23 protein-coding genes and 2 tRNA genes are annotated in these 24,665 nt (G+C 52.4%); 12 read left to right on the forward strand and 13 right to left on the reverse strand.

What is annotated here, in order from left to right:
• Nucleotides 1-16 precede the first annotated feature (16 nt).
• Together BST81_RS00450 and BST81_RS00455 are read right to left on the reverse strand one after the other, a co-directional pair.
• Nucleotides 17-1,528 carry a carotenoid oxygenase family protein gene (locus BST81_RS00450; protein ID WP_075596575.1) on the reverse strand — a complete coding sequence of 504 codons (1,512 nt, stop codon included), beginning with the start codon at nucleotides 1,526-1,528 and terminating at the stop codon, nucleotides 17-19.
• Nucleotides 1,529-1,636: 108 nt separating this feature from the next.
• Nucleotides 1,637-3,115 carry a folate/biopterin family MFS transporter gene (locus BST81_RS00455; protein ID WP_075596576.1) on the reverse strand — a complete coding sequence of 493 codons (1,479 nt, stop codon included), beginning with the start codon at nucleotides 3,113-3,115 and terminating at the stop codon, nucleotides 1,637-1,639.
• Between the two features lie 83 nt (nucleotides 3,116-3,198).
• On the opposite strand from BST81_RS00455, the gene BST81_RS00460 reads away from it, so the two are divergent.
• Together BST81_RS00460 and BST81_RS00465 are read left to right on the forward strand one after the other, a co-directional pair.
• Nucleotides 3,199-4,179 carry a putative 2-dehydropantoate 2-reductase gene (locus tag BST81_RS00460; protein ID WP_075596577.1) on the forward strand — a complete coding sequence of 327 codons (981 nt, stop codon included), beginning with the start codon at nucleotides 3,199-3,201 and terminating at the stop codon, nucleotides 4,177-4,179.
• A gap of 95 nt (nucleotides 4,180-4,274) precedes the next feature.
• Entirely contained in the window at nucleotides 4,275-4,661 is a 387-nt protein-coding gene (locus BST81_RS00465) for a GFA family protein (RefSeq protein WP_075596578.1), read from the forward strand.
• On the opposite strand, the gene BST81_RS00470 is transcribed toward BST81_RS00465, so the two are convergent.
• Nucleotides 4,658-6,130: a hypothetical protein gene (locus BST81_RS00470; RefSeq protein ID WP_075596579.1), complete on the reverse strand. Its 1,473-nt coding sequence runs from the start codon at nucleotides 6,128-6,130 to the stop codon at nucleotides 4,658-4,660. The genes BST81_RS00465 and BST81_RS00470 overlap by 4 nt on opposite strands.
• 381 nt (nucleotides 6,131-6,511) lie before the next feature.
• On the opposite strand from BST81_RS00470, the gene BST81_RS00475 reads away from it, so the two are divergent.
• Nucleotides 6,512-6,826: a thioredoxin family protein gene (locus BST81_RS00475; RefSeq protein WP_075596580.1), complete on the forward strand. Its 315-nt coding sequence runs from the start codon at nucleotides 6,512-6,514 to the stop codon at nucleotides 6,824-6,826.
• A 29-nt stretch (nucleotides 6,827-6,855) separates the two neighbouring features.
• Here the strand turns inward: BST81_RS00475 and BST81_RS00480 are convergent, their stop codons facing one another.
• From BST81_RS00480 to trxA, 3 genes are all read right to left on the reverse strand, one after another.
• The gene (locus BST81_RS00480; protein ID WP_075596581.1) at nucleotides 6,856-7,266 is read right to left on the reverse strand and encodes a PPC domain-containing DNA-binding protein; all 411 of its coding nucleotides are present in this window, start codon (nucleotides 7,264-7,266) and stop codon (nucleotides 6,856-6,858) included.
• Nucleotides 7,263-9,143 carry a hypothetical protein gene (locus BST81_RS00485; RefSeq protein ID WP_075596582.1) on the reverse strand — a complete coding sequence of 627 codons (1,881 nt, stop codon included), beginning with the start codon at nucleotides 9,141-9,143 and terminating at the stop codon, nucleotides 7,263-7,265. Before BST81_RS00485 ends, BST81_RS00480 begins: the two co-directional genes overlap by 4 nt.
• 163 nt (nucleotides 9,144-9,306) lie before the next feature.
• Complete coding sequence (gene trxA, locus BST81_RS00490; protein ID WP_075596583.1) at nucleotides 9,307-9,633, reverse strand: thioredoxin; 327 nt, start codon at nucleotides 9,631-9,633, stop codon at nucleotides 9,307-9,309.
• Nucleotides 9,634-10,301: 668 nt separating this feature from the next.
• Between trxA and BST81_RS27255 the strand changes: the two genes are divergently transcribed.
• Entirely contained in the window at nucleotides 10,302-10,625 is a 324-nt protein-coding gene (locus BST81_RS27255) for a hypothetical protein (RefSeq protein WP_143780161.1), read from the forward strand.
• Nucleotides 10,626-10,910: 285 nt separating this feature from the next.
• On the opposite strand, the gene BST81_RS00500 is transcribed toward BST81_RS27255, so the two are convergent.
• A tRNA-Pro gene (locus BST81_RS00500) sits at nucleotides 10,911-10,984 on the reverse strand.
• A 299-nt stretch (nucleotides 10,985-11,283) separates the two neighbouring features.
• Between BST81_RS00500 and BST81_RS00505 the strand changes: the two genes are divergently transcribed.
• Both BST81_RS00505 and BST81_RS00510 read left to right on the forward strand, forming a co-directional pair.
• A complete protein-coding gene (locus BST81_RS00505; RefSeq protein WP_075596585.1) occupies nucleotides 11,284-11,655 on the forward strand; it encodes a hypothetical protein in 372 nt (123 codons plus the stop codon).
• Entirely contained in the window at nucleotides 11,652-13,958 is a 2,307-nt protein-coding gene (locus tag BST81_RS00510; RefSeq protein ID WP_075596586.1) for an ATP-dependent helicase, read from the forward strand. Before BST81_RS00505 ends, BST81_RS00510 begins: the two co-directional genes overlap by 4 nt.
• Here BST81_RS00510 and BST81_RS00515 read toward each other — a convergent pair.
• The 3 genes from BST81_RS00515 to btpA all read right to left on the reverse strand — a co-directional run bounded on the left by BST81_RS00515 (nucleotide 13,936) and on the right by btpA (nucleotide 16,801).
• Nucleotides 13,936-14,802: a 2OG-Fe(II) oxygenase gene (locus BST81_RS00515; RefSeq protein WP_253188037.1), complete on the reverse strand. Its 867-nt coding sequence runs from the start codon at nucleotides 14,800-14,802 to the stop codon at nucleotides 13,936-13,938. The two genes, BST81_RS00510 and BST81_RS00515, sit on opposite strands and share 23 nt — an antisense overlap.
• A gap of 83 nt (nucleotides 14,803-14,885) precedes the next feature.
• Nucleotides 14,886-15,815 (reverse strand): vitamin K epoxide reductase family protein, encoded by a 930-nt coding sequence (locus tag BST81_RS00520; protein WP_075596588.1) that lies wholly within the window; start codon nucleotides 15,813-15,815, stop codon nucleotides 14,886-14,888.
• A 128-nt stretch (nucleotides 15,816-15,943) separates the two neighbouring features.
• Entirely contained in the window at nucleotides 15,944-16,801 is an 858-nt protein-coding gene (btpA, locus tag BST81_RS00525) for a photosystem I biogenesis protein BtpA (protein ID WP_075596589.1), read from the reverse strand.
• Between the two features lie 214 nt (nucleotides 16,802-17,015).
• On the opposite strand from btpA, the gene rimO reads away from it, so the two are divergent.
• Together rimO and BST81_RS00535 are read left to right on the forward strand one after the other, a co-directional pair.
• On the forward strand, nucleotides 17,016-18,347 hold the full coding sequence (rimO, locus tag BST81_RS00530) for a 30S ribosomal protein S12 methylthiotransferase RimO (protein ID WP_363078999.1): 1,332 nt from the start codon (nucleotides 17,016-17,018) through the stop codon (nucleotides 18,345-18,347).
• A 429-nt stretch (nucleotides 18,348-18,776) separates the two neighbouring features.
• The gene (locus BST81_RS00535; RefSeq protein ID WP_075596736.1) at nucleotides 18,777-20,180 is read left to right on the forward strand and encodes a DEAD/DEAH box helicase; all 1,404 of its coding nucleotides are present in this window, start codon (nucleotides 18,777-18,779) and stop codon (nucleotides 20,178-20,180) included.
• Between the two features lie 83 nt (nucleotides 20,181-20,263).
• On the opposite strand, the gene trpA is transcribed toward BST81_RS00535, so the two are convergent.
• From trpA to ndhL, 3 genes are all read right to left on the reverse strand, one after another.
• Nucleotides 20,264-21,064 (reverse strand): tryptophan synthase subunit alpha, encoded by an 801-nt coding sequence (gene trpA / locus BST81_RS00540; protein WP_075596591.1) that lies wholly within the window; start codon nucleotides 21,062-21,064, stop codon nucleotides 20,264-20,266.
• A gap of 384 nt (nucleotides 21,065-21,448) precedes the next feature.
• Nucleotides 21,449-21,775 (reverse strand): DUF3007 family protein, encoded by a 327-nt coding sequence (locus BST81_RS00545; protein ID WP_075596592.1) that lies wholly within the window; start codon nucleotides 21,773-21,775, stop codon nucleotides 21,449-21,451.
• The gene (ndhL, locus tag BST81_RS00550) at nucleotides 21,762-21,983 is read right to left on the reverse strand and encodes an NAD(P)H-quinone oxidoreductase subunit L (protein WP_075596593.1); all 222 of its coding nucleotides are present in this window, start codon (nucleotides 21,981-21,983) and stop codon (nucleotides 21,762-21,764) included. Before ndhL ends, BST81_RS00545 begins: the two co-directional genes overlap by 14 nt.
• A gap of 161 nt (nucleotides 21,984-22,144) precedes the next feature.
• Between ndhL and BST81_RS00555 the strand changes: the two genes are divergently transcribed.
• The 4 genes from BST81_RS00555 (at nucleotide 22,145) to BST81_RS00570 (ending at nucleotide 24,632) form a co-directional block, all read left to right on the forward strand.
• A tRNA-Leu gene (locus BST81_RS00555) sits at nucleotides 22,145-22,227 on the forward strand.
• 98 nt (nucleotides 22,228-22,325) lie between these two features.
• Nucleotides 22,326-22,880, forward strand: coding sequence for a Uma2 family endonuclease (locus BST81_RS00560; protein ID WP_075596594.1), 555 nt, complete (start codon nucleotides 22,326-22,328; stop codon nucleotides 22,878-22,880).
• 610 nt (nucleotides 22,881-23,490) lie between these two features.
• Entirely contained in the window at nucleotides 23,491-24,198 is a 708-nt protein-coding gene (locus BST81_RS00565; protein WP_075596595.1) for a DUF433 domain-containing protein, read from the forward strand.
• Nucleotides 24,195-24,632, forward strand: coding sequence for a hypothetical protein (locus BST81_RS00570; RefSeq protein ID WP_075596596.1), 438 nt, complete (start codon nucleotides 24,195-24,197; stop codon nucleotides 24,630-24,632). Before BST81_RS00565 ends, BST81_RS00570 begins: the two co-directional genes overlap by 4 nt.
• The last annotated feature ends 33 nt before the right edge of the window (nucleotides 24,633-24,665 follow it).

Below are 24,665 nucleotides of genomic sequence, written 5' to 3' on the forward strand. Positions count from 1 at the left end.
AAGAAAGACCTGATTTTTAATTTTCTGTTACATTCACATCGGGTCCAAAGTACTGGGGGGTAAAGCTGCCATGTAATCCGTAGGGAATGTGATGTTTTAAGCGCAAGCGGGCGATCGGTCCCAGTTCCAAATCACGACCATCCAGGATCACCAGCTCAGAGCGATTGTGGGCCGCATTGTACATCAGGGAAAAGACCCAACCATCGTCTTCAGCGGTGCTATGGGGTCGGGGGACAAACAGGGGCTCACCAGCAAATCCCCGAGGAGCCATGCTCCATACCTGTCGGACTCCCGTTTCCAGGTCCAGTTTCAGGATGGCCTGCAGGGGAGCATTGCCCTGGGGTTGATGGGCCGCTCCCGTGAAAACATAGCGATAGGGACGGCCCACCCGATCGGGATGAATGGTCGGAAACTCACAGCAGCGACTTTCCAGAAGTTCCTGCTGGACTGTCCCTCTGGTCGGGTCCAGGGTAAAACGCCAGAGTTGCCCTTCCGGTAAAGCCGTGAAATCTGTCTGTCGGTAGTCTGCCTGGGGTTCCAGGGCCGGGAAAGAGGCATAACAGATGGAATCGACCACCACCTGGTGCCCCTGCTCAAAGGCATTGGCATGGTGGAAGACAAATCCGGCCTTCGTTTCCAGAATCCGCATCGAAGCCCCGGCCCCTGCATGGCGGGGAATCAGAAGCATGCGGGTGGGCCGATCAGCCTGGAAGGTCATGCATTCCCCAGCAGCCCGCAGCCCCAGTGCAAAAGGCAGAGGATTAAATCGCATCGGATTTTGGAAAAAGATGCAGTAGTTGGGGGTAATGGCAAAGTCGTGCATGAAGGCAAAACCGGGGACAGCATGGTCATGCTGCTGCACGATCGTGCCGCTTTGATCCAACTCATAGATCGTGATTGTCGTAGAACGACCAGGGCGAGTTGAAAAATTGACCAGATGGGGAGCCCCCTGATCCCACACACAGTTGGGATCGATGCGGGGATGGGCGGAAAAAGCCGTGCCACGCTGCAAGACTCCATCAAAATAGTCCTGCCCCAGGGTGTCCAGAGTTCTGGGGTCGAGCCGATAAGGAGCCGCCGCTTCCCAGAGAGCCAGGAGTTTACGGCCCCAGTAAAGCACATTGGTATTGGCAATATGCTTCAGTTTGAAGTCAAAAGCATTGGCCAGCCAGCCTCCTGGCTTCTGAGTGCCAAATACTCCTCGATACAGAATCTTCCCTGCCGCCTGTTCGGCCAGGAACCCCTCCGTGCGAACGAAGCGATTGCGGAAATGGGCTTTTCCCTGGGTAAAGGCAATCCTGCAAATCAGACCATCCCCGTCAAAAGGATGGTGGATTCGCTGCCCCTTCACATCCAGTAGACCGGGACCATTGCGGAACAGTGTCCCCTGCAACTCTGGCGGAATCTCTCCCTCGATCTGATCAATCCAGTAGTCAAACTCCTGAGGCTGGGACCGATATCCCTTTTCCCAATCCTGATAATCGAAGGATGAAGATGATTTGTCTGACAGCAATTGACTGTTTGGCATAAAGGATTGAGTAGTTCTAAATTTGACATCCTCTCCCCTCCCAGGAGGGGTGGGCCCGCAGGGCCGGGGTGGGTTTGAGCGTGGCCGGAATCAAGGGCCAACTCAGGGTCATTCTACCGACTCTTCCAGGCGTTCTCTGAGCACGGGTTGGGACACCAGTTCGGGCATTAAGTCAGGTAAAAAAGGTTGTCCCAGATGCTTGGGACTGGACAGATCAAGCTCCAGGACGGGTTGTAAGACTGGAAGCTGATGTTCACCCTGGGGCAATCCGTCCTCGGATTGCTCTGCCCCAGCCGCAGGGAGCCAGCCCAGCAAGGGAAGGGGCAGCAGGGTACTGAGGTTTGTAATCACCACCAGGAGCCAGAGGGCATTGAAGTTGTGCTCATTGATGCCAAACCAGTGCATCATCACTGCACCCAGTTCATAGGAAACCAGTCCGGCCAGGTTGTTCACCGACATCAGCAGGGCAAACAGGGTAGCTTCCACCCCTGGGGGACAGAGGCGGGCCGCCAGCACCAGCACCGGCATGTAGGCAATCTGGCCCATCACGGTCAGAATCAGGCTATCCCCCAAACTAAACCAGCGATCGTCGATGCCCAGGGTACGATTCGTATGGGTGACCAGGAGCAGCATTGACATGCCCAGAACCGCAGAAACCACCATAGACCAGCCAAAAACTTTGCGGAAGGAAACGGCCCGAAAGAATCGCTGAAACATCCAAATCCCCAGCAAAGAAGCAATGCTAGTCACCAACCGTACTCGACCCAAAAATTCGGGTTCGAAGCCCAATTCATTGGTAGTGAAAAAGAAAAAAGCTGAATCTGCTGTGGGGGTTGCTTGCCAGAGGAAAAGAAAAACAGTGGGCATCCAGATCGATTTCTGTGTCAGTGCCTGTCGCAACTGTTTGAATTGATGGGTTACGGCAGACCAATCTGGACGATGCTCCAACCTGGTTTCGACAATCAACCAGGCCACTAGAGACACAATCAGGGGAAAGGACGCCGTAATTCCAAATACAGTCCGGGTACTGAAGTGCTCCAGCAGGAGACCACTGAAATAAGCCGTAATCAGGCTGCCCGCAGCCGAGGCTCCCCAGCAGAGGGATTGCAAAGACCCGGCGTCACTGACCGACTCCTTCCGGGCTCGTTCGACTACCAGAGAATCGACAATCACATCGCTGACAGCGACCGAAAGGGAACTGAGGGAAATCGCCAGGGTGGCAGCCCAGGCAGTATGGACGATCGTTGCCAGAGCCACCCAGGACATTGCCCCCAGCAAGCCTGACAGGATCAGGTAGGGGCGGCGGCGGTAGCCTAGAATCGGCAGCCCATCTGAAATAAAGCCGAACAGAGGCTTAACCATCCAGGGGAGGGCAACAATCCCAAACAGGGCCGAAACCTGGGCAGGTCCAAGACTGAGTTCATCTTTCAGGAAAAAGCTGACCGCCAGGCGGGACAGCCCCAGGATCCCCTGCACAAAGTAGACCAGTAGAATTGCTATCAGCTCAGTATTCAGCTCATGGCCGAAGAAAGTCTTTTGACTGAGAGATTCCTTGAGCCGATTCAGAGCTGACGAAGAAACAATCATTGACAATTCTTAATGAATCAATGCTTTCTATGATACCTGTCTTAACTGAAAGTGTCTTATTGGGATGATCCCAATAATCAAATATGCCTTTTGAACTCAAGTCTGACCGGCGTTATGCCATTCTGGGCACAGGAGCCCTAGGAGGCTTCTATGGGGCTCGTTTGCAGAAAGCAGGGGCAGAAGTCCATTTTCTCCTGCATCGAGATTATGACCATGTGGCCCAGCGGGGCCTGGTGATCGAATCTCCGGATGGGGACTTTACCTTGCCGATCGTCCATGCCTATTCAGACGTTAGCAAATTGCCCCCCTGTGATGTGGTTGTGGTAGCCCTGAAAACGACCCAAAACCATCTGCTCCCAGACCTGTTACCTTCGATCGTTCAGCCGGAGGGGGTGGTTTTGGTCTTGCAGAATGGGTTAGGCATAGAGCCAGCGGTAGCCCGCATCGTGGGAGCAGATCGGGTGATCGGCGGTCTTTGCTTCCTCTGTTCCAATAAGGTTGGCCCCGGCCATATTCGCCATCTGGACTACAGCGAGATCAAACTGGGGGAATATGGTCCCGACTACAGCCCTGTCGGCATCAGCCAGCGGATGAGGCAAATTGCCGAGGACTTTGAGCGGGCAGGTATTCCCATGAAACTGGCGGAGGATTTACTCCTGGCCCGCTGGCAGAAACTGGTCTGGAATATTCCGTTCAATGGGTTGTCAGTGATTCTAAATGCCCGCACCGATGAATTGATGGCGGATCCAGACACCCGCCTGTTGGCAGAGCAACTGATGCAGGAGGTGGCTGCGGGAGCCCTATCGGAGGGCCGCGTCATCTCGCAGGGGTTCATTCAGCAAATGCTGGACCATACCGCCAAAATGAAGCCTTACCACACCAGCATGAAGCTGGATTATGATCGACACCACCCCCTGGAAATAGACATGATGTTTGGCTATCCTCTGAGCAGGGTTCAGGCAGCAGGAACCGAGCTTCCTAAAATTGCTGTGCTATACCAGCAGTTAAAGTTTTTGAATCAGCGCAATCTGCACCCAAGGGAACAGGCCGATGGAACTCAGTGACTTAACCTATCTGGCTCTGGCGATCGGGGGAGTTTTCCTGGGCATGGCCCTACAGGTGCAGCTTAAGCGATGGCGACGATCGCAGAGGAGATAGGATGGTAGAGTTGGTCCGCTATACCGGAGGATGTCATTGCGGTGCGGTGCGCTTTCGCGTTCTGGTCGATCGCCATGAAGCCACAGACTGTAATTGTTCTATCTGCAGGAAGAAAGGATTTCTCCATCTCATTGTCCCGGCGGAGCAGTTCACGCTCCTCCAGGGAGAGGAGCAGCTTACCTCCTACAGGTTCAATACCGGCACGGCAAAACATCTCTTTTGCAGGGTGTGCGGGATTCATGCTTTCTACCGCCCCCGCTCCCACCCTGATGGCTGGGATGTCAATGTCCGCTGTCTGGATGGCAATGTGCTCTCCAGCTTTCAGGTCACCCCTTTTGATGGCGCAAACTGGGAAGACCATATTCACCAACTGCGATCGGAAGATTAAAACAACTGGGAGAGTGATCGCCAGTCTGAGATGGCCTGGGGATACCACAGCCAGTTTTTCTGGAGTTGCTCCGGGGTAAAACTGGCCCCATTTTCTGCTATTGCCTGCTGATAAAGCTGCTGGGCTCGATTGAGCAGACTGCTCTGCTGGGTTGCGGATTGGCCCTGGGCAGACTTCACCAGAACCAGGGTTAAACCAGCATAGGCCACAGCCATATCGGTAGACCGCTGAGCCACTAGGTGGGGTTTAGGGGGAAGCTGCTGGGGCTGAGTCTGGTTCTCCTGCAACAGGTACAGTGCCCTGAACCAGGCCCGATCGGCCTGAGACAGTTTTCCCTGGGCATAGTATACAAAACCCAGGGCATTGTAGTAGCTGGCTGCATTAGGACGTTGCTGGATGGCAGCCTCCCAGTAGCGCTGGGCCTGTTCGAGGGTATAGGTCTGATCTCCCTGATGGATAGACTGCCAGACCAGTCGGCCCTTGAGAAAATTAATTTCTGGTGCTTGGGCCTGGGTTGGAGTGACTGCTTTCAGGGCCTTGTCAGCCTGCCGCAGGGCTTTGCGGTCTAGCAATACCTCAACCGCTTTCTGGCCCGCTTGCAAATTCTGCCTTTGAAAATTTCTGATGGCCACAGCCGTCACAGTCGGCACATCTGCTTTTTTCAGGTCAGACGAAGCGGGATATTTGACCGGTGTCACCTCTGGCATAGAGAGTTGCGGGATGGAGGAGATGTCAGGAGGCGACGACTTCACGGAAAAGTGCCGTTCTGGTGCCAGGAATAAGGTCAGACAACCCAAGATCGTGGTCAGAAGTATCCCAGCAAAAATCCAAAAACTAAGGAGATTGGACCTTTGCCAGGTCAGCATAAATTCTACAAAGGAAGCGGGATGGGATAGTCCACTGCCTGGAAGCGGCGGTACCCCAGTTGWAGAGGGGGGCATATCCTCCCGATCGATCAGGGGGAGGGGAGGGGGGGCATCGGCAGTGGGTTGGGCCAGTTGACGGAACAGATCAGCTACGATCGCTGCATCTTCCTCATAATCTAAGTCTGCTTCAGTCGGGTAGGGCTGATCTGCTGGTGATGGTTGCCAATCTTCTTTGTAAGAATGCAGCACCGTCACCTTGAAGCCGGGGTATTGCGATCGGAGATAGGAACTGATGTTTTCCCAGGGAAGATACAGCAACGCTTCATCGGCCAGTTCTATCTGAAGTTCCAGGGATGCCTGCTGTTGCCAGACCTGTTGTTGCAAGGGAAGCCATTGGGTCAGGATCGCTCCTTGAAAAAGGGCCTCGCACAGGATCTGACCCATGCGTTCTGGTGGTGTTGCAGCTAACTGTTGCAGCCAATCTGTAACAGGCCAGGTGAGTTGCTCAACTACAACCGAGCCATTACCTGAAGACAGCTCGGCTTGCACTAGATACTCCTGTGCTGCTACCGGAATTACAGAAATATGGAATTCCTGCTTCACAAACCTTCTCCTGGAGATACACCTGACTGGTCAGACCCCTCGTTGGCTGAGTTCTCCTCACCAACAGCGTAGATGAAATCTTACAGTCCGGCTAGCAAGTAGTTGTCTTCACTTCAAATCAAAGGGAGGTGATTCCACTCCCCTCTTAAGACGTAAATCCGGCTAAAAAGTTACACCGGAAAACTTATGGCAGATTGGGAACAAACCTTCCGGATGGGCATCCCCCAAGCTGAAAAGTGTAGTGGTAGATGCACCCTGATTAATTTTCCGGCTCAAAAACTTGAGTCGGAATTTTTTTTGTAATGGTTCCTCCAGGCGCTACATTAAGAATCTAAGACCATGAATCCGATCATGGGGATAATATTTCCTGGAGAGAAATCCATGAATCGCGCTGTCATCAAATTTTCTTCAGAAGATTGTGGAATTTGCCACAAAATGTCTTTTTACGACGAGAAAGTAACTGAGGAATTGGGATTACGCTTTGTCAGTGTCAAGATGCAGGATACTGCTACCTATCGACAGTATCGCAAGATTCTTCTGACTCAATATCCCGATAAGGCTGAAATGGGCTGGCCCACCTACATCCTCTGTGATGAACCGGAAGGGGAATTTAAGATTTTAGGTGAGGTAAAAGGCGGGCACCCGAAGGGAGAGTTTCGCCAAAAGTTGCAGGAAGTTCTGGCTGGGCTGGAATAGGGGGGGATCCCACACAGGCTCTGACCGGATTATGGCAATCGATCGGGGGCAGGTTGAATGTACAATTCCCGGAACCCAGTCTGTTCGTCAGGCTGTCGCAGGAAAATATAGTCTGGCGTGCTACCAATGACAATTTCTGCTGTTGTGTAGATGGGGCAACCCTCCTGGAGATGCCCCCCAATGGTGGCTCCCGTTTCATCGGCCAGAGATAGGTGCAGATGCAATCCGTGGATGGAAAGGGTTCCAACCAGAGAAACAATCTCAAATTTGCCCTGGAAGACCTGGGGCTCACGTTGGTTGGCTAGCCGGAGCGTTGCCTGCCGCAGGCTACCCACAGCAGTCAGGATAAAACCAGCCTGGATCTGATGGGCCTGGGTGAACTCCCTCAGACTCTGACGCAGGTCCTGGTGAGGACCTAACCGCAGGGGCAAGACGTTCATCGGGGAACAAATCGGCCATCTGGACGACAGATCCAGGCAATCCCATCTGGATCGAGCGAACGACTCCACTCCCCAAAGTCTTCCCGTTCTTTACGGCGACTAACCGTACTGGAATTAACCTTTAACCTGCGGGCCAGGGTTCTACCAGAGAGGGATCCGGCATCGGCATTGTCCACCTCAGCCAGAATCTCCAAATAAGCCTGCCAGAAGATCAGGAACACCGCCATAACCAGCATCAGCAAAGACTCAGGTTTGCGTAAAACCTCACGCACACTGGAGCCTGAAGGATGTCCCGCCGTCAGGGCATTCTCTTCTGATTCTGCATCCACAACCTGGACTTCCCGGGGAATGGCTGGAGCCTCAGGCACAGTGGCAAGAGAAGTAACAGGCTCCTGAATCTCTGGAATGGCGGCAATTTCCGCTCCAGGAGGAATGGCCATCGCCTCAGAAGCATCATCACCTGCCTGGGGGATGAGTTCCGGCTCTGCAAGCAGGTCACTCTCCCACCGATCGAGATTCAGGGCCGGTTGTTCCAGAGTTTCCGTGAAGCCATCCTCCGGAAGGATTTCTGAGCTGTCAATGCTTAGCTCAGCAGACCCCAGGAAATCGGCTAGACGATCGTCCAGGTTGAGGCTGGGGGAAGCCATCTCCGTATCCCACGAATCCGGGGCTGAGTTCGATCGCTCTGGTTCATAAACATCCAGTTCCGGCTCTTCCAGCGCATCCATGAGGCTGTCCTCTGGACTGCACTCTGGTTCATAAACATCGAAACCGGGTTGTTCCAGGGTATCCACCAAGGCATTGGCCAGGCTGATCTCCGGCTGATCAAAGTCCAGGCTGGGTGCTTCCAACCCCTCCTCCAGCGCATCTTCCAGGCTTAACCCCGGTTCATCAACACTCAGATCAGAGGCTTCCAGCACGTCTTCCAGGCTTAATTCTGGTTCATCAACATCCAGATCAGAGGCTTCCAGCACGTCTTCCAGGCTTAATTCTGGTTCATCAACACTCAGATCAGAGGCTTCCAGCACGTCTTCCAGGCTTAATTCTGGTTCATCAACATCCAGATCAGAGGCTTCCAGCACGTCTTCCAGGCTTAATTCTGGTTCATCAACATCCAGATCAGAGGTTTCCAATGCATTTTCCAGGCTTAATTCTGGCTGATCACAGTCCAGGCTGGGTGCTTCCAACCCCTCCTCCAGACTGAATGCCGGTTCAGCGTCAACCAAATCAGCCAGAATCTCATCTTCCGGCTGACCCCGTTGTGAGGTCTGCTCAAGAGCGATTTCCAGATCAGGGGCAGGGAGATCCTGGGGGGACTCTGCTACCACTTCCGAGTCAAGAACATTGAGCGCGATCGGGGGATCTGCCATCAGTTCCTCTGACTCAGACAGGTTCAGATCAGCCTCCCCTGCCTCACTCCCAGGCAGTTCCTCCCCCAGGGGCAAGGTTACAGATGAATCCACAAGCGGGATCGGGTCAGACTCAACGGCTGGCTCTCCAGGATCTGTCATCAGCAGAAATTCAGCATCGTCTACCCTTTCACCCAAAGGTTCAGCCTCTACTGTGGCAGCATAATGGGCCAGTTCCTCTTGTTTCACTTCTCGATTCCAGTCAGCCACTTTCTCTCCCAGGCGTCTCCAGTAAATTCGGACCGCTTGGACAGAGAACGTATGGAGTCGGAGCAGACCCTGGGAAACCAGTGCCACCATCAGATTCTGATCCGGGGGTTGGCCAGATTCCAGCAGCACATAAAGGGCTTCTCCCTGACGGGCCACCCGGACTATTACACCATGGGCCAGGGTGGATTCGCTAATAACAGATGCGATCGCCTGGGGGTCGCCTTGATTGGCGCGTTCCAAAACCTCCTCCAGTGACATAGCTGTAGCCTTGGATTGTGTTTCGATTAGGTCAGTCCCATCTTACCGGGAATCCAGAGCACTATGACGGGGATTGATCAACCTGGTGCATTCGTGGTTCGGTTTTGTTCAGCTCGTTGTAGTCTTAACCGCCAGAGCCCTTGCAAATATCTCAGGGAAGATCTCAGGGCAAATGGCGTTGTAAGGCACTGCTAAATTCCTCGTAGGGCTTGACCCCGATCAGGGTTTCCATCAGCTCACCCTGCTTAAAAAACATGACAGCCGGAATACTTCTAATTCCAAATCGTTTGGCCACAGGTTTGTTACTGTCCAGATCGAGTTTGAAAACTTTGACCTGATCGCCATACTCCTCTGCCAGTCGATCCATCAAGGGGGCCACAAGTTTGCAGGGACCACACCATGTTGCGGTGCAATCTACAACCAACAGAGATTCATTGCCCAGAAGGGAATCCAGTTCAGCTTCATCTTGAATAAACGTAGCTGTGCCCATATCTATAGTCTCCAGTGTCAATATTGCGTAATGGTGCAATGGCTGAGGATCAACTGTGTTGCCGAGGATCGACGATTGGCCAAATAGCCAGGGATAGCCTGCTGAAGCAGGGCATTCCCCCGATCGCTACTATAAAGGGGTGTCCAGAGTTTCTGGGGTGAAATTCCAGACTGAGCAAACCCTGGAAATCTTCTTCTCAGCGTCTTAATGACTCAGCGTTTTGCTGTATCGAAAAATCATTGACGGCCCAGGGCTCCTTAAAATCATGGAATCCTGATCTTTTACCTGTAACGTTCCTCATAATACACCGAAGTCTGAGCAAAACCTCTACAGATCTGGACCTAAGACTGCCATACCCCATAAAGCCCATCTGGAAAGCATGGGAGTTTAGGGAAAGCAGCATGGGTCGATCGTTGAGTTAAACATCATCAAGATGGTGCAAATTATGGAGTAGTATTCCTGCTGTCTTTCAAGGCACTACTAATGCTACGAGTTTGTTCATAGTTAGAACAAAATTTTGGCTTGATGAAGCAAATTCAAAAAACAAGATTAATCGGATTCAATAACTTTCATCTGGGCTTCACAGAGCATAGCTCTGAGGCATTTTAAAATAGAATTGTTGGGATAATAACCCTTTAAAGACCTGTCCTCGTGCCCCACCAGTCACAATGAACACAATAATACTCTTAGGGGTTGCTGTAATTGCCATTTTCTTCCTCCTGATCGTTATTGTTTATGAAGTTCAAAAACAGCAACTCGGTGGGCCAGGGTTATCCAACCCCCGAATGCCAGCAAAACGATCTCCCTCCAAACCTCGCTTCTCGAGTAATCGGCATGCTCAACTGCATCGAAAACTGGTGACAATGGTCGGCCATGAAGAAGCGGCCCGCCGCTTATTGCTCTTAGTGCGGGAACGTCATCCGCAAAAATCCATTGAGTGGGTATACGAGAAAGCTATTTTTGATCTGGAACGAGATCGGGGCCGATATTAAGGATCGTGGATTTAATAACTCCGAAATTTTCAGCCCTCACCCCCAACCCCCAACCCCTCCCCCTCTCCCAGCGGGAGAGGGGGCAGGGGGGTGAGGGCAATCAGGAGTTTATCGGTGTTATTTAATTCTCATTCCTAAGACCCAGGTTTTTCGTCTGGGCACCAGTCTATCCATACTTGAAGGATTGAGGCATTAGAATCCAATGCTTCTGCTTCTTAATTGACATCACGACAACTCAAAAACCGGGTAGGACTCTAAAAGTCTTACCCGGTCCTAAAATCCAAATCGGAGCGGCGGGATTCGAACCCACGACCCCTACTACCCCAAAGTAGTGCGCTACCAAGCTGCGCTACGCCCCGATGTGCTTTACAACTATACCATACCTCTAGGACGATCGTGATTTCGGCCAGAATCCCGATCGAGGGGGGGAAGCCCCTCCAGAGACTATCTGGCCAGATAGGGGCAGTCTGCCCCTACTCTTCCTGTCCCCGGAATCATGCCAATTGGGGGCACATGGCAGTATAGTTGTGACCAACTGAATCGCGATCGTCCCTACCTGCCGGACACCGCTGAAATGCTTAGGGCATGATGAAGTCAATTCACAGTTGCGATTGTTACTAGAAGTCGGACGGACGTTTATTCCCCCAGGTCACCCACCATGAATAACTCCCCCTTTGAGAATCTCACGAAAAAAGACCTCATCGCCTCCTTCAAAATCTGGTTGATGATGGAGCTAACCGGTTTTGTGATTTTTCCAGTTCTGCGGCTGATTCAAAACCTGGAGAAACTCCAAAACTGGTTTTTGATCAGCCTGCCTCTGGGAATCGGGGGCATGCTTTTGATCGCAGCCAGTTCTCAGTTCATCAGCACAGTCAGTGAGCGTCATGCTAACCGCACCGATAAAGGACTGTCCATTTTGGTGGGGCAAGTGGGGGGATGGGTCGGTTCTGCCGGGATTATGTTTCCCCTGATTGTGGTGGTGAGCCAATTCCTGACAGAAGTCTCGTCTCAAGTTGGCAAGGTAAAATGATTTCTGAGCAAGATCTGCAGACGATTCGTAACAGTCTGAGGTCAGGCCAGCAAGAAATGACAGACTGGCAGTCAGGGCCTCTAGCTGTGTCTGCGGTACCGGGGTCTGGAAAATCTACAGGGATGGCTGCTGCTGCCGCGATCGCGATCGTCCGCCATCAGCTTCACAATCGGCGGCAGCTCATGATCGTGACCTTTACCCGATCGGCGGCAGCCAATATCAGGGCCAAGGTTCGGGCTTATCTGCAGAACAAATCCCCGGTCCTGAATGCATTTACAGTTCATACCCTGCATGGTCTGGCGTTGAATATTGCCACGCGCCATCCTAATCTGTCAGGGATGAGCCTGGATCGGTTGACGCTGGTGACGCCAAACCAGAATCATCACCTGATTCGGACCTGTGTGGAACAATGGATTGCCGAAAATCCTCAGCCCTATCAACGCCTGCTAGAGGGGTTGCAATTTGATGGGGAGGAAACCGAGCGGCTGCGCCGTCAATCGGTCTTGCGAACTGAAGTGTTACCTGACTTGGCTCAGACGGTGATCCATGAGGCCAAGAGTTCGGGCTATCTCCCCGCTGATCTGAGGGAACTACAAACCAGTGCCGACAGGGATGCCATTGCGGATGATTACGGCGTGCTGGCGATCGCGGCTGGTCTCTATGACCGATATCAAGATCTGCTGCGTATCCGGGGTTGGATTGACTACGATGATATGATTCTGGGGGCCAGACGGGTTCTGCAGGACGAGACAGCCCGTCAACTGTGGCAGGATCAGGTGTTTGCTGTGTTTGAGGATGAGGCTCAGGACTCTACACCGCTGCAAACTGAACTGTTGGAAATTTTGGCCGCTGGGACTGGAGGGGCCGATCGACCCAATCTGGTCCGGGTTGGTGATCCCAATCAGGCGATTAACTCCACCTTCACGCCAGCCGATCCAGTCTATTTTCGCCAGTTTTGCGATCGTTGCAGCCGCGAGGGCCGACTGGTCGTCATGGACCGGGCTGGCCGCAGTAGCCCCAGAATTATGGAGGCGGCCAATTTTATTCTGGAGTGGGTGAACCACAAAATCCGGGAAATGGGCCGATTACAGGCTCCGACTGACTTGCCTTTTCGCTTGCAGACCATTCACCCGGTGGCAGGGGATGATCCTCAAGCGGATGCGAACCCGCAACCAGCGGGGCGGGGACTGGAACTTTGTCTACCTGAGGATATTGATCACACTGCCGCATGGATTGGGTCACGGGTGATAGAACTGTTTGCTGACCACCCAGAGGGGCGGGCAGCAATTTTGGTGCGGGAAAACAGACAGGGGCGGTTTCTGGCTGAGGCCCTGGGCTATCTGGAGGCGCAGGGCATCCAGGTTTATGATGTCAGTCGCCGGGAGCGCTACTCCAAGGTTCCCGCAGAGATTCTGGCTCTCTTGCAGTTTATGGACCGACCCCATTCGTCAGAATATTTGAAAGGGGCGCTGGCCGTGCTGGTTAACCGGCAGTTGATCCCGACGCAAGATCTGAATGCGATCGCAGCCCTGCCCGAACGCTTCCTGTACCCTGGCCCCTTAGATCCGCCCCAGGCAGATGCTGTGCGGCAGGCCCGTCGTTACTGCACTGGGCTCTTGCGGGCGCGATTGGAATTACCTTACTACCAGTTGATTCCCTTTCTCTCTCTGACCTTAACCTATGATCAGTCCGAACTGGCGACCGCTGATAAGCTGGCCGAAAGGGTTGCCCGTCAGGTCTTGCGGGAAGAACAGCCCCAAAGGTATGCGCCAGCCATGGGCTCAATTCTGACCATTCTGCGGGAAATTGTTGGTTCGGAACGATTTGAGCCCGTGGAAACAGAGGATCCGGAGTCCCGCTATGTTCGCCCCGGACAACTGACCATCATTACGATGCATAAAGCGAAAGGGCTGGATTGGGATTATGTGTTCCTGCCCTTTCTGCATGCACAGTTAATCCCTGGTAGTTTGCGAGTTCCCCTACAGGCCCAGTTTCTGGGCAACTTTACCCTGGCTGAAGTGGCCAGAGCCCAGATTCGGGCTGGACTGCACAATCAGTTTCCGTTACCGGATGTTGGTAGTGCCTGGGAACGGGCACAACAGTTGAAAACTGCCGAGGAATACCGCTTGCTTTATGTGGCCATGACTAGGGCGAAGCGGTTGCTCTGGATGGCAGCCGATCGACGGGCTCCCTTTACCTGGAGTAACCTGGATAACCTGGAGGAAAAACAACCCTGTCCGGCATTAACTGCCTTGCAAGAGCGGTTTCCCGATTCGGTTATTATCGCCAGACCCAACCATTAATCGTAAATCGGCTGTCTGCAAATTGTTGAGAAGGGCAGTTGACTTTCAATACTTCATGGGAGTAACGGCTCAGGAAAAAGACAATACTGTTGTTGCGAGGGTCTACATCCCGGTAAGATTCTGCTGGAACATACATATCATTGTCAATCTGGCTATCGTAGATGCGAAGTTCCCCGCCTGAGAAGGACTTGGGTTCCCGGTAGAAGTAGTAGACGTAGGTCAGTTCTCGCAGCGCTGTATCAGGACTACCGTTATCATTGTGCTCCCGATAGTAATTGCCATCGTTGTGGGCTGTTAACTGGGCTTCCACCTGGGAAATGGGAAAGGGAGTAATTTTCAACTTCCGCAGGATATCCGGCATAATGGCCTGAATTCGTCTGCGGATTAAGTCTTCAAATTCAGGGAAAGCATAGAGGACAACCGATTTGCGGTAATCAGCTTCATCCGTAGAGGTGGAGGTGGGGACGAAATTAGCCTCCTGTTCCAGCACATAGCTCAGAAGGCGTTTGTGCTCATCCCGAGTCAGAAAATTATCAATTTGCCAGTACTCTGAAATCAATACTTCTGGCGACAGGGGGCTCGTCGTGCTGAGGGGTGAAGAGGCATCTAATTCCCCAGGAACCTTCATTTTAAATGGCGGCTCAGTCACGATCCCCACCAGATGTTCTCCGGGAAAACAGAGGGAAGCGATGCCGCCTTCCAGGGGAATTTGGAAAATGCCACAGGCTCCACGGGTTTGCCCCTGAGAGTGCAGCATTAGAACATCTTGCAACTTTCGCAGCAGGGGATCATCCGATCGCAGATGAATTGTGTACTGATATCCACCCAGAAGCAAGAGTTGCACTTTAATCAAATTGTGTGCAAACGGTTGTGGCTCTGACTGGACAACGAGGTTCTGCCACATAGGAAAGGAGAATGGGTAATCGCTTAGGGGCCAGGTAAGGTGTTCTGGAAGTTACGAGGACCATCATAGCCAGACAGTTTAGAGAGCTCTTCCAGGGATTTGGTACCGGAGTAGAACTTACCCTTAATTTCCCAGGTGGGGAAATACTTCAAATTTTCCCCCTGGGCTCTACACACATCAGTCTGAGAGCTTTTCCCTTCTGGCGCACACTCAATATAGGGAAGTTTGGTCACGGCCTGACTGCCAAACAGTTCTTTCTGGTCATGGCAGTGGGGACACCAGTAAGCCCCGTAGAACTTAGCTCCTGACTGGGTCAGGTATTCGGCTAGAGCAATTTCCGCTGATCCAGAAGTGGCGACGATCGGCGGTCCAGAATTACCAGCGGATTGAGGGGCTTTATTGATGCCTGAGTAAATCCCCAGAGTGCCCGTCAAGGTGACAACCGCCACAATAATTCCAATAAAGAAAAGTTGTCCCCCATCTTCCCAGGCCCGTCCCAGTAATGACAGAAGGAACAGGCTCCCAGCAAACAGAGCCGAGGCAATGCAATAGGGACAGAATGCTTTCAGTTGGGTGGCGAGAATGTACATCAAATACCCACTGAAGACGGCCATAGCCGCACTGCCCATGAACAGACCTAACCAGGTCAGATCCTCCAGTTTACGGCGCAGGTCTTTCTGGGTATCTGGGTTGATCAGCAACGGCCCGATCGCCATTGTTCCCATGGCGATATAAGCCAGTAAGCCAAATAGGGCCAGAGGTTGGCCCAAGACAGTGGCATAGGCGCTGGCTAGAACAGTATCACAGCCACCGCTGGGGCAACCAGCAGTCCCACCGGCAAACTTCTCATAGGTCAGGTAGCCCGTGTTGAGGGCCCCCAGGGTGGCGATCGCCCCAATGATCGGGCGAGACCAGCGTTGGATCCACGGAGTAGAACGACGGCGACTGACCATAGAACCTTCTATCTAATTTCCCGATTTGGCTAAATTATCAGAGAATACCTGCTCAGCTCAGCTATCTGATGGGGATACTCTGTCTGGGCAAGACGCCTCCAGTTTAACCTGAGATCGGGGAGAACGACTTACTCAGGGCAGGGGGATAGCTCAGCCGGAAGTGCACCCGGTTTACGGGCTGGCTCAGCCAGACTGCGACGGGTGGCCTCGACAAATCGGCTGACTCGAATCGGGTCGATCGGCTGATTGATTCGCCCATGGCGTTTCAGCGAACTGGAAACAATCACCCCATCGGCGGCCTGGATCAGGGTATGGATATTCTCCCAACTGGCCCCGCTGCCGATGAAGACAGGCGTTCCGCCAGCAGCGGCCCTGGCCAGTTCCAGGTCTTCCAGGGTGGGAGGGCTACCGGTGGCCCATCCAGACAGAATAATGGCATCGGCCAGACCGCGCTCGATCGTGTCCTGTACGGCCACAGTGAGATTAGGGGAGCCCAGGGGACGGGCATGCTTGACTAGGACATCAGCCAGGATTTTGACCTCGCTGCCCAATTCCCGCCGGTACCGCAGGAGATCGTAAGCGCAACCTTCAATCAGCCCCTGATCGGTTGCCATGACCCCAGTCAGAACGTTGACCCGGATAAATGCGGCCCGAACACAGGTGGCAATGGCCATGGCGCTATGGGCATCATTTCGCAGGACATTGATCCCAACGGGAATCGTGACCAGGTTCATCAATCGCTGCACCACCACCGTCATGGCACTGATCACTGCAGCATCCACCTGATCCTTAGGGAATGGGGCATCGAAAAAGTTCTCAACGATAATCCCATCTACCCCGCCCGCAGCCAGAGCAGTAGCTTCTTGTTCAGCGCGATCGATGACAGCTTTGAGGCTACCTCCCCAACGTGGGGATGCAGGTAGAGGGAGTAGATGAACGACTCCAATGATGGGGTTCGGAGTTTTAAAGGTTTGATATAAGTCCACGTGCTTGATTAATCGGACTCGTTTGTAAGGCTTGGATATACAAAATAATAACTTTTTAGCGGACTTGTAAATTCCCAATCTCAAATTATTGCCTTTTCTGTCAGGGGCAGGGCACATCCCCATTCCTACTTTTCCCCGATCCGGGAATCCTGCGTTAGGATCATCTACTGTGGCTTTTATCGTTTAATTATTTTTGGTTATTTTTGGCATGGGCATGAAGCCGACGATCTCTGTAACGCATCTGGGATGCGAGAAGAACCGGATTGACACCGAGCACATGTTGGGGTTGCTGGTGGAAGCGGGCTACCCGGTAGACCTGGATGAAGAACAGGCTGATTACGTCATTGTTAATACCTGTAGTTTTATCCAGGCGGCTCGGGAAGAATCGGTCCGGACTCTGGTAGAACTGGCAGAGGCCAACAAGAAAATTGTGATCACAGGCTGCATGGCCCAACATTTCCAGGATGAATTGCTCCAGGAATTGCCGGAAGCAGTAGCCCTTGTCGGAACAGGGGACTACGCCAAGATTGTCGATGTCATCAACCGGGTTGAGCAGGGAGAGCGGGTCAAAGAAGTTTCGCCAGAGCCCACTTACATTGCTGACGAAACCCTGCCTCGTTATCGGACTACGGCCGAAGGAACGGCTTACTTGCGTGTGGCCGAAGGCTGTGACTACCGTTGTGCCTTTTGCATCATTCCCCACCTGCGGGGAAACCAGCGATCGCGCTCAATTGAGTCGATCGTGGCTGAAGCGGAGAAATTGGCCATTGAAGGGGTTCAGGAACTGGTTTTAATTTCTCAAATCACGACCAACTATGGGTTGGACTTATACGGCGAACCCAAACTGGCGGAGCTGTTGCGGGCGCTGGGTCAAGTAGATGTGCCCTGGATCCGGATGCATTATGCCTATCCCACTGGCCTTACCCCTCCCGTGATCCGGGCAATTCAGGAGGTGCCCAATATCCTGCCCTATCTGGATTTGCCGCTGCAACATTCCCATCCTGCCGTCTTGCGGGCGATGAATCGTCCCTGGCAAGGGCAGGTCAATGATGACGTGATTGACCGGATCAAAACAGCCCTGCCACAGGCGGTCCTGCGAACCCAATTTATTGTGGGATTTCCTGGAGAAACAGACGAACAGTTTGACCATCTGTTACAGTTTGTCCAGCACCATGAGTTTGATCACGTTGGGGCCTTTACCTTTTCTCCGGAAGAGGGTACACCAGCCTACGATCTGCCTAATCAACTCCCTCAGTCAGTGATGGATGAACGGCGAGATGCCCTGATGGCGGCTCAACAGCCTATTTCCCTGAAAAAGAATCAGGCTCAAGTCGGTCAGGTGGTTGAGGTCTTGATTGAGCAAGAAAATCCTGCTACAGGAGAATTGCTGGGTCGATCGGCCCGATTTGCCCCCGATGTGGATGGCCTGGTTTATGTGCAGGGTCAGGCAAGGCTGGCCTCGATCGTCCCAGTCGAGATCACTGGCTCTGATGTTTACGATCTGTACGGCCAGATCAGGGAACACCACGACTTTTTTCAGGGCTAATCCTGACAGAACAAGGTTAATCTCGAAAGAAATCCTAACAATTTTGTGATCCCGATCGGGGGAAGGTAGACAATTTCGTTAACAATATTGTAAGATTTCTTCATATTCGATAACGCATCAGCAGCACAAGCATCGGTTGATGGTAGAGCCGTGAACACACGGGTTCCGACTGCAAATCTCGGTTAACGGTTACGCATTGAGGGCGTAATTTGTTCGATGGGTAGGCTTTCCTAACTTTAGGAGAAGCATCCAAGGTAGGGCGGGGCTTGACATGGTTCTGGTAGCAGATTTTTTCTGTTGCCGATTAATTATCCAGGACTGTAGAGGTTAGCGTTGGCAGTTCATAGAGGGCTGCAACCTGGACATCATCCGTGTGATTGCAAGATGGCCTCAGCCAAGATTTCAGTATCCTTACTACCCAGTGAATTCATGACACTCTCGTTCAAAGACCTCGGTATCTCAGAAGCACTCGTACAACACCTGGAAGCGATCGGCTTTGTCTCCCCAACAGCGATTCAGTCCCAGGCTATTCCTCACCTCCTGGCCAGTCGAGATGTGTTGGGCCAGGCACAGACCGGAACGGGTAAAACAGCCGCTTTTTCGCTGCCCATTCTGGAGCGGCTTGACCCAAACAATCCTGCAGTGCAAGCCCTGGTGTTAACCCCGACCCGTGAACTGGCTCTCCAAGTCTGTCAATCTATTCGTAGCTTTAACAACGACAATCGGATTCGGGTTGTGCCCATTTATGGAGGGCAGGCCATCGATCGGCAGTTGCAGCGTTTGCAGCAGGCCGCTCAGATCGTCGTGGGCACCCCTGGGCGTGTGCTGGACTTGCTCAGCCGGGGGGACTTGAAACTGGCTCAGGTAAACTGGCTGGTGTTGGACGAAGCCGATGAAATGCTGAACATGGGCTTTATTGATGATGTGGAAAAGATCCTCAGTCAGGCTCCTGCCGAGCGACAGACTGCTTTCTTCTCTGCCACCATGCCCCTGACAGTGCGCAGACTGGTGAATCGCTTCCTCAAGTCGCCGATAACTGTAACGATCGAGCAACCCAAGGCCGCCCCCAATCGGATTAACCAGGTTGCTTATCTGGTTCCACGGGGGTGGACCAAGATTAAGGCCCTGCAACCCATTCTGGAGCTTGAAGATCCAGAGTCAGCCCTGATCTTTGTCCGCACTCGTCGCACAGCCGCTGAACTGACCAATCAACTTCAGGCTGCAGGTCATAGCGTCGATGAGTACCACGGTGATCTGAGCCAGGTGCAGCGGGAGCGCCTGCTGCTCCGGTTGCGCCAGCGTCAGGTGCGTTGGGTTGTGGCGACTGATATCGCCGCTCGGGGGATCCATGTGGAAGACCTGAGCCATGTGATCAACTTTGATCTGCCCGATAGCCTGGAGAACTACGTACACCGGATTGGCCGCACGGGTCGGGCTGGAAAAGAAGGGACGGCAATTTCCCTGATTCAACCCCTGGAACGGCGTAAGCTCAGAGATATTGAGCGTCACGTTCGCCAGTCCCTGGAAGTGCGCTCGATTCCGACCCGGACTCAGGTTGAGGCCCGTTATCTGGAGAAGCTCCAGGGTGAACTGCGGGAAGCGCTGGCTGGTGAGCGGATGGCATCCTTCTTGCCGATCGTGTCCCAACTGGGTGAAGAATACGATCCCCATGCGATCGCGGCGGCAGCCCTCCAGATGGTTTACGATAAGACCCGCCCCAACTGGACTCAGGCAGACTACTACCCTGAGGAATCATCCGCTACCCGGGATAGCCAGGCTCCTAAGCCCAAGCCCGTGAAGCGCTCCAAAACCTCTGCCTCCCGCAACAGCTAGGCCATCTTCCTGAGTAAAGGCGATCAGTAAAGACGCGATTAATCGCGTCTTTACTATGTACAGCACTATATAGAGTGAGGGCTCTAGTCCTGGACGATCGCCCGTTTGAGGGTACTACAGAAGTCTCCGATCGCCTGCAATCCTGTTTTGGGATCAGCCTCGGCCAACCGCTTGACGAACGCACTGCCAACGATGACCGCATCTGCACCCCAGTCTTTGACCTGACGGGCATGTTCGGGCTGAGAAATGCCGAAGCCCACTCCGATCGGCTTGTCGGTCACAGTCCGCAATTCCATGACCAGATCCCGCACCTGCTCTCCCAATTGGGTCCGAACTCCCGTTACGCCTGTGACGCTAACCAGGTAAATGAAACCCTGAGATTGGCGGGCGATCGCAGCAATCCGCTCTTTAGGACTGGTCGGGGCCACCAATAGCACCACTTCAATCCCAATTTCTGCTGCTGGCTTCATCAGGGACTCTGCTTCTTCCAAAGGTAAATCTGGCACAACCAGTCCCTTGACCCCAACTCCGACAAGCTTACGCAAAAATGGCTCAATGCCCTGATTCAGGATGGGATTGTAGTAAGTAAACAGAATGATGGGCGATCGCAAGGTTGGACTGACCTGCTGCACCAGATCCAAAACCTGGTCCAATTTTGTTCCCTGTTGTAAAGCTCGGGTTGCGGCAGCCTGGATCACGGGACCATCCGCCAGGGGATCAGAATAGGGAACGCCCAATTCGATCAGATCGGCTCCACTCTGATCCAGGACCTGCAGGGCTGCGGCTGTGGTTTCCAGGTCCGGATCTCCGGCTGTGATAAAGGGGATCAGGGCACATCCACCCCGATCCCGCAACGCTTCAAATTGCTCTGATACAGTGACCATTATTTATTCTTCTGCAAAATATCCTGCATACAACGGCTCCAGTTCGGCCCTTGTCCTCATCATCAGCGTATCCTTAGGAATGAGAATTAAATAACACCGATAAACTTTTGCTTGCCTTCATCCCCCTGCCCCCTCTCCCGGCCTACTGTGTACCCATAATCCCCTCCTGGGAGGGGTTAAGGTGGGTTCAACGATCCTGCTCCCGTTCCTAGACCCACCCTCGGCCCTGCGGGCCACCCCTCCCAGGAGGGGATTTCACGCGAGTCTGCTGACTTGAGCCAAACTTTTCAGAGAGCTGTATACGCGGTAGCTCCCGGCGGGAGAGGAGGAGGGGTTGGGGGTGAGGGTAGTCAGGACTTTGGCACTTGATTTAACTCTCATTCCTTACGATTCCGTTTTCCCGGATGCTTCCTTGCGCTCCTGTTCAATCTCTGCCTGAAGTTTTTCCAGCTCTTCGGGTGTTAGTTCTTCCAGGCGTTTCTGGAGCACAGCATCCTGATAATCCTTAAGCTGCTGGTTGTAGGTCATATTCTGGGTCAGGGCTCGCGCCAGATAGGTAACCAGCCAGACGATCAGCCCACCCACCAGAATGGCCTGACTCCAGACTCCGGCATCCTGACTGGTCAGGCCGAGAGCCTGCAATGCCACATAGAAGATACCACCGGCCAGAAAAATCCCCAAGCCAATTCCGATCGCATCAATTCGTCGCATGAATTTGTCGTTTCTGAGGACGGAAGTTTAACAGGGGACTCAGGAGCAACAGACCAGGGAAGAACAGAAACACCATGAAATACATCAACACGCGCTCGATCGATCCGGCAGTATACCAGCGCAGATTCAAGTAGGTGAGGATGGCAACCGGAACGACCAGCAGGTAAGCACCAGCAAGGGCAGCATAAAGGGCAAGAACCAGGATCATAACGGGATGTACAGCATTGGTTAATGGATGACGCTCTCTATAGTACCGCTTCCGAACTCCCTAAGGGGATGGTTCCGAGAATCTACTCGATAAGAAGTACCTGACGCAGCCATTGACGCTGTACAATGTATCTTCCATGGATTCAAATTTGAATCTGACTGGGGGGCATGGCGGAATGGCAGACGCTACGGACTTAAAATCCGTTGACCGCAAGGTCGTGTGGGTTCAAGTCCCACTGCCCCCATTTAGAAGAATAGCTAATTTCAGCCGCTCATAAGGTGTTCAGGCTGTTTAATCAGGCAAAAGGGGCAGAATTAGAGGGAGCTACTGGAGGGATAGGCCATGGTTGCAACCGTAAAAAGCCTGACGCTGGAAGAGTTCTTACAGCTTCCAGAGACAAAGCCCACATCCGAGTTTATTAATGGAGCGGTGATCCAGAAGCCCATGCCCCAGGGAGAGCATAGCCGCTTGCAGTGGAAACTGTGCGAAGCCATCAATCAAATCGCAGAGCCACAAAAAATAGCCTGTGCCTTTCCAGAATTACGCTGCACCTTTGGGGGCAATGCGATCGTGCCTGACATATCCGTATTCCGGTGGGACAGGATTCCCCGGCAGCCTTCGGGACGAGTCGCCAATCGGTTTGACCTCCATCCGGATTGGGCGATTGAAATCCTTTCACCCGACCAAAGCCAAACCAAAGTCTTAGGCAATTTGCTCCACTGTTCTCAGCACGGTACCGAACTGGGCTGGCTACTGGACCCAGCCGAAGCAAGTATTTTAGTGGTCTTTGCTGATCAGCGGGTGCAGTTGCTGAGGGCAGAGCGCCCACTCCCTGTTCCCAATGGCATTTCCTTATTCCTGACGGTGGAGCAGGTGTTTGGCTGGTTGAGTGTGTGATACAACCGGAGCCACAAAATTTAAAAACTAATATTTCTTGGTAATCCCTAGCATCACTGAATTTTGCTTTTTTACAGAGGAAAACCTATTTTTAAGTTGATGTTATCTTATGCTTTAAAGAGCGGGTGTTTCTACGCAAAATCAATGTGAAATTTAGCTGTTCTACCATTACATAGCAGTTTTCATTCATGTGAGGTACATCAAGACCGTTGATTAATAAGCTTTTAATCTCTAATGCATGTACCTTATCCGGTAGATAAATGCGATGACATCTCAACCCGCTTCTTAATACAAATATACTATAAGACGTCTGAAATCTCTTAAGGGTTTGAGTAAAGTTTTTGGTAACCGTGGCCTGAATCCGAATAAGTAGGTTGGCATAATTAAATCGAGGATAAATGCCGGGTATGTGACCTTGAATGGAATGTGACCAAAATTGGAGATTACCTGCGCTACAAATGGCTAGGCAAAGGCTGGGTGAATATCAGTATCTAGATGAATAGCTAGTTTCAGCAGAATGCAGGTTCTATGGGTTCGCTTGGTCAGACTATTCCACCTCTTGACACCTCAAGCTAAACTGCTATCTAGAATCCGAGTTTTATAGTTGAGTGTGACATTCAAAGATCACAAGCTAGATTTCCGTAATATTCCGACCTACTCGATCGTTGATGCTGCCCGATATTTGACGATTCCAGTGGGAACTTTGAGATCGTGGCTTCAGGGGCGTTATTACCCGGTAGAAGATGGTAAGCGTTTTTTTGAACCTCTTATCCAACGACCTGACCCTGACATACCGCAGCTTTCCTTTACCAACCTGGTAGAAGCCCATGTATTGCGGGCGATTCGTGAGATTCATGGCGTTCGACTAGACAAGGTTCGGACAGCTCTAGATTATATTGACCAACAGTTTGATATTCCCCATCCTTTAGCCCGGATTGAATTTCAGACGGATGGCATTAGCTTGTTTATTGAATCAATGGGGCGGCTCATCAATGCTTCTGAAAAGGGGCAACTGGAGATGCAAAACGTTCTGAAGCATTTGCTAGAACGAATTGAGTGGGATAAAGGCGGTATTGCTGCCCGCTTGTTCCCCTTGACTCGAATCAAAGATCAGAATGCTCCTAAAATCCTGGTCATTGATCCTCGAATCTCGTTTGGTCGTCCGATCTTGACGGGAACAGGAATCCCAACTGCAATCCTGGCTGAACGATACAAGGCAGGGGAGGCAATGGATAACTTGGCTGAAGATTATGGCTGCGATCGGCTTCAAATTGAAGCGGCAATCCGCTGCGAGTTGACGATGCAACAGGCTGCATGACCGAAGAAGCTCAGAAACCGATATTCTTTATCGATCGGGCATTGGGTAAAAAATTTGTGGCAGATGCCTTGAGAAGTGCAGGAGCAGTGGTCGAGGTTCATGAGGATCACTTTGCTCCTGCTGCTCCCGATACAGAATGGTTGCCTGAAGTTTCTCGACGGGGTTGGATTACTGTGACCAGAGATGCCAAGATTGGGCTAAATCTCCTGGAGCAGGTTGCGATCGCTAGTTCAGAAGCCAGGGTATTTGTGTTGTCTGTTGACCAGGCAACCGGGGAGGAGATGGCCAAGGCGGTAGGAGCAGCTCTTCCTAAAATGGAGCGACTGATCGTGAGCCATTCAGCCCCCTTCATTGCCAAGATCTTTGAGTTTGGTCAGGTCAGGATGTGGAAGGATCGGAAGAAGTTGTTAAAAACCTTGAAGATAAGTAGGTAGACCTAATTATTTCTAGGATGGGTAGAGCGAAGT

Origin of the sequence: Leptolyngbya sp. 'hensonii', from assembly GCF_001939115.1 — a bacterium.
Taxonomy (GTDB): domain Bacteria; phylum Cyanobacteriota; class Cyanobacteriia.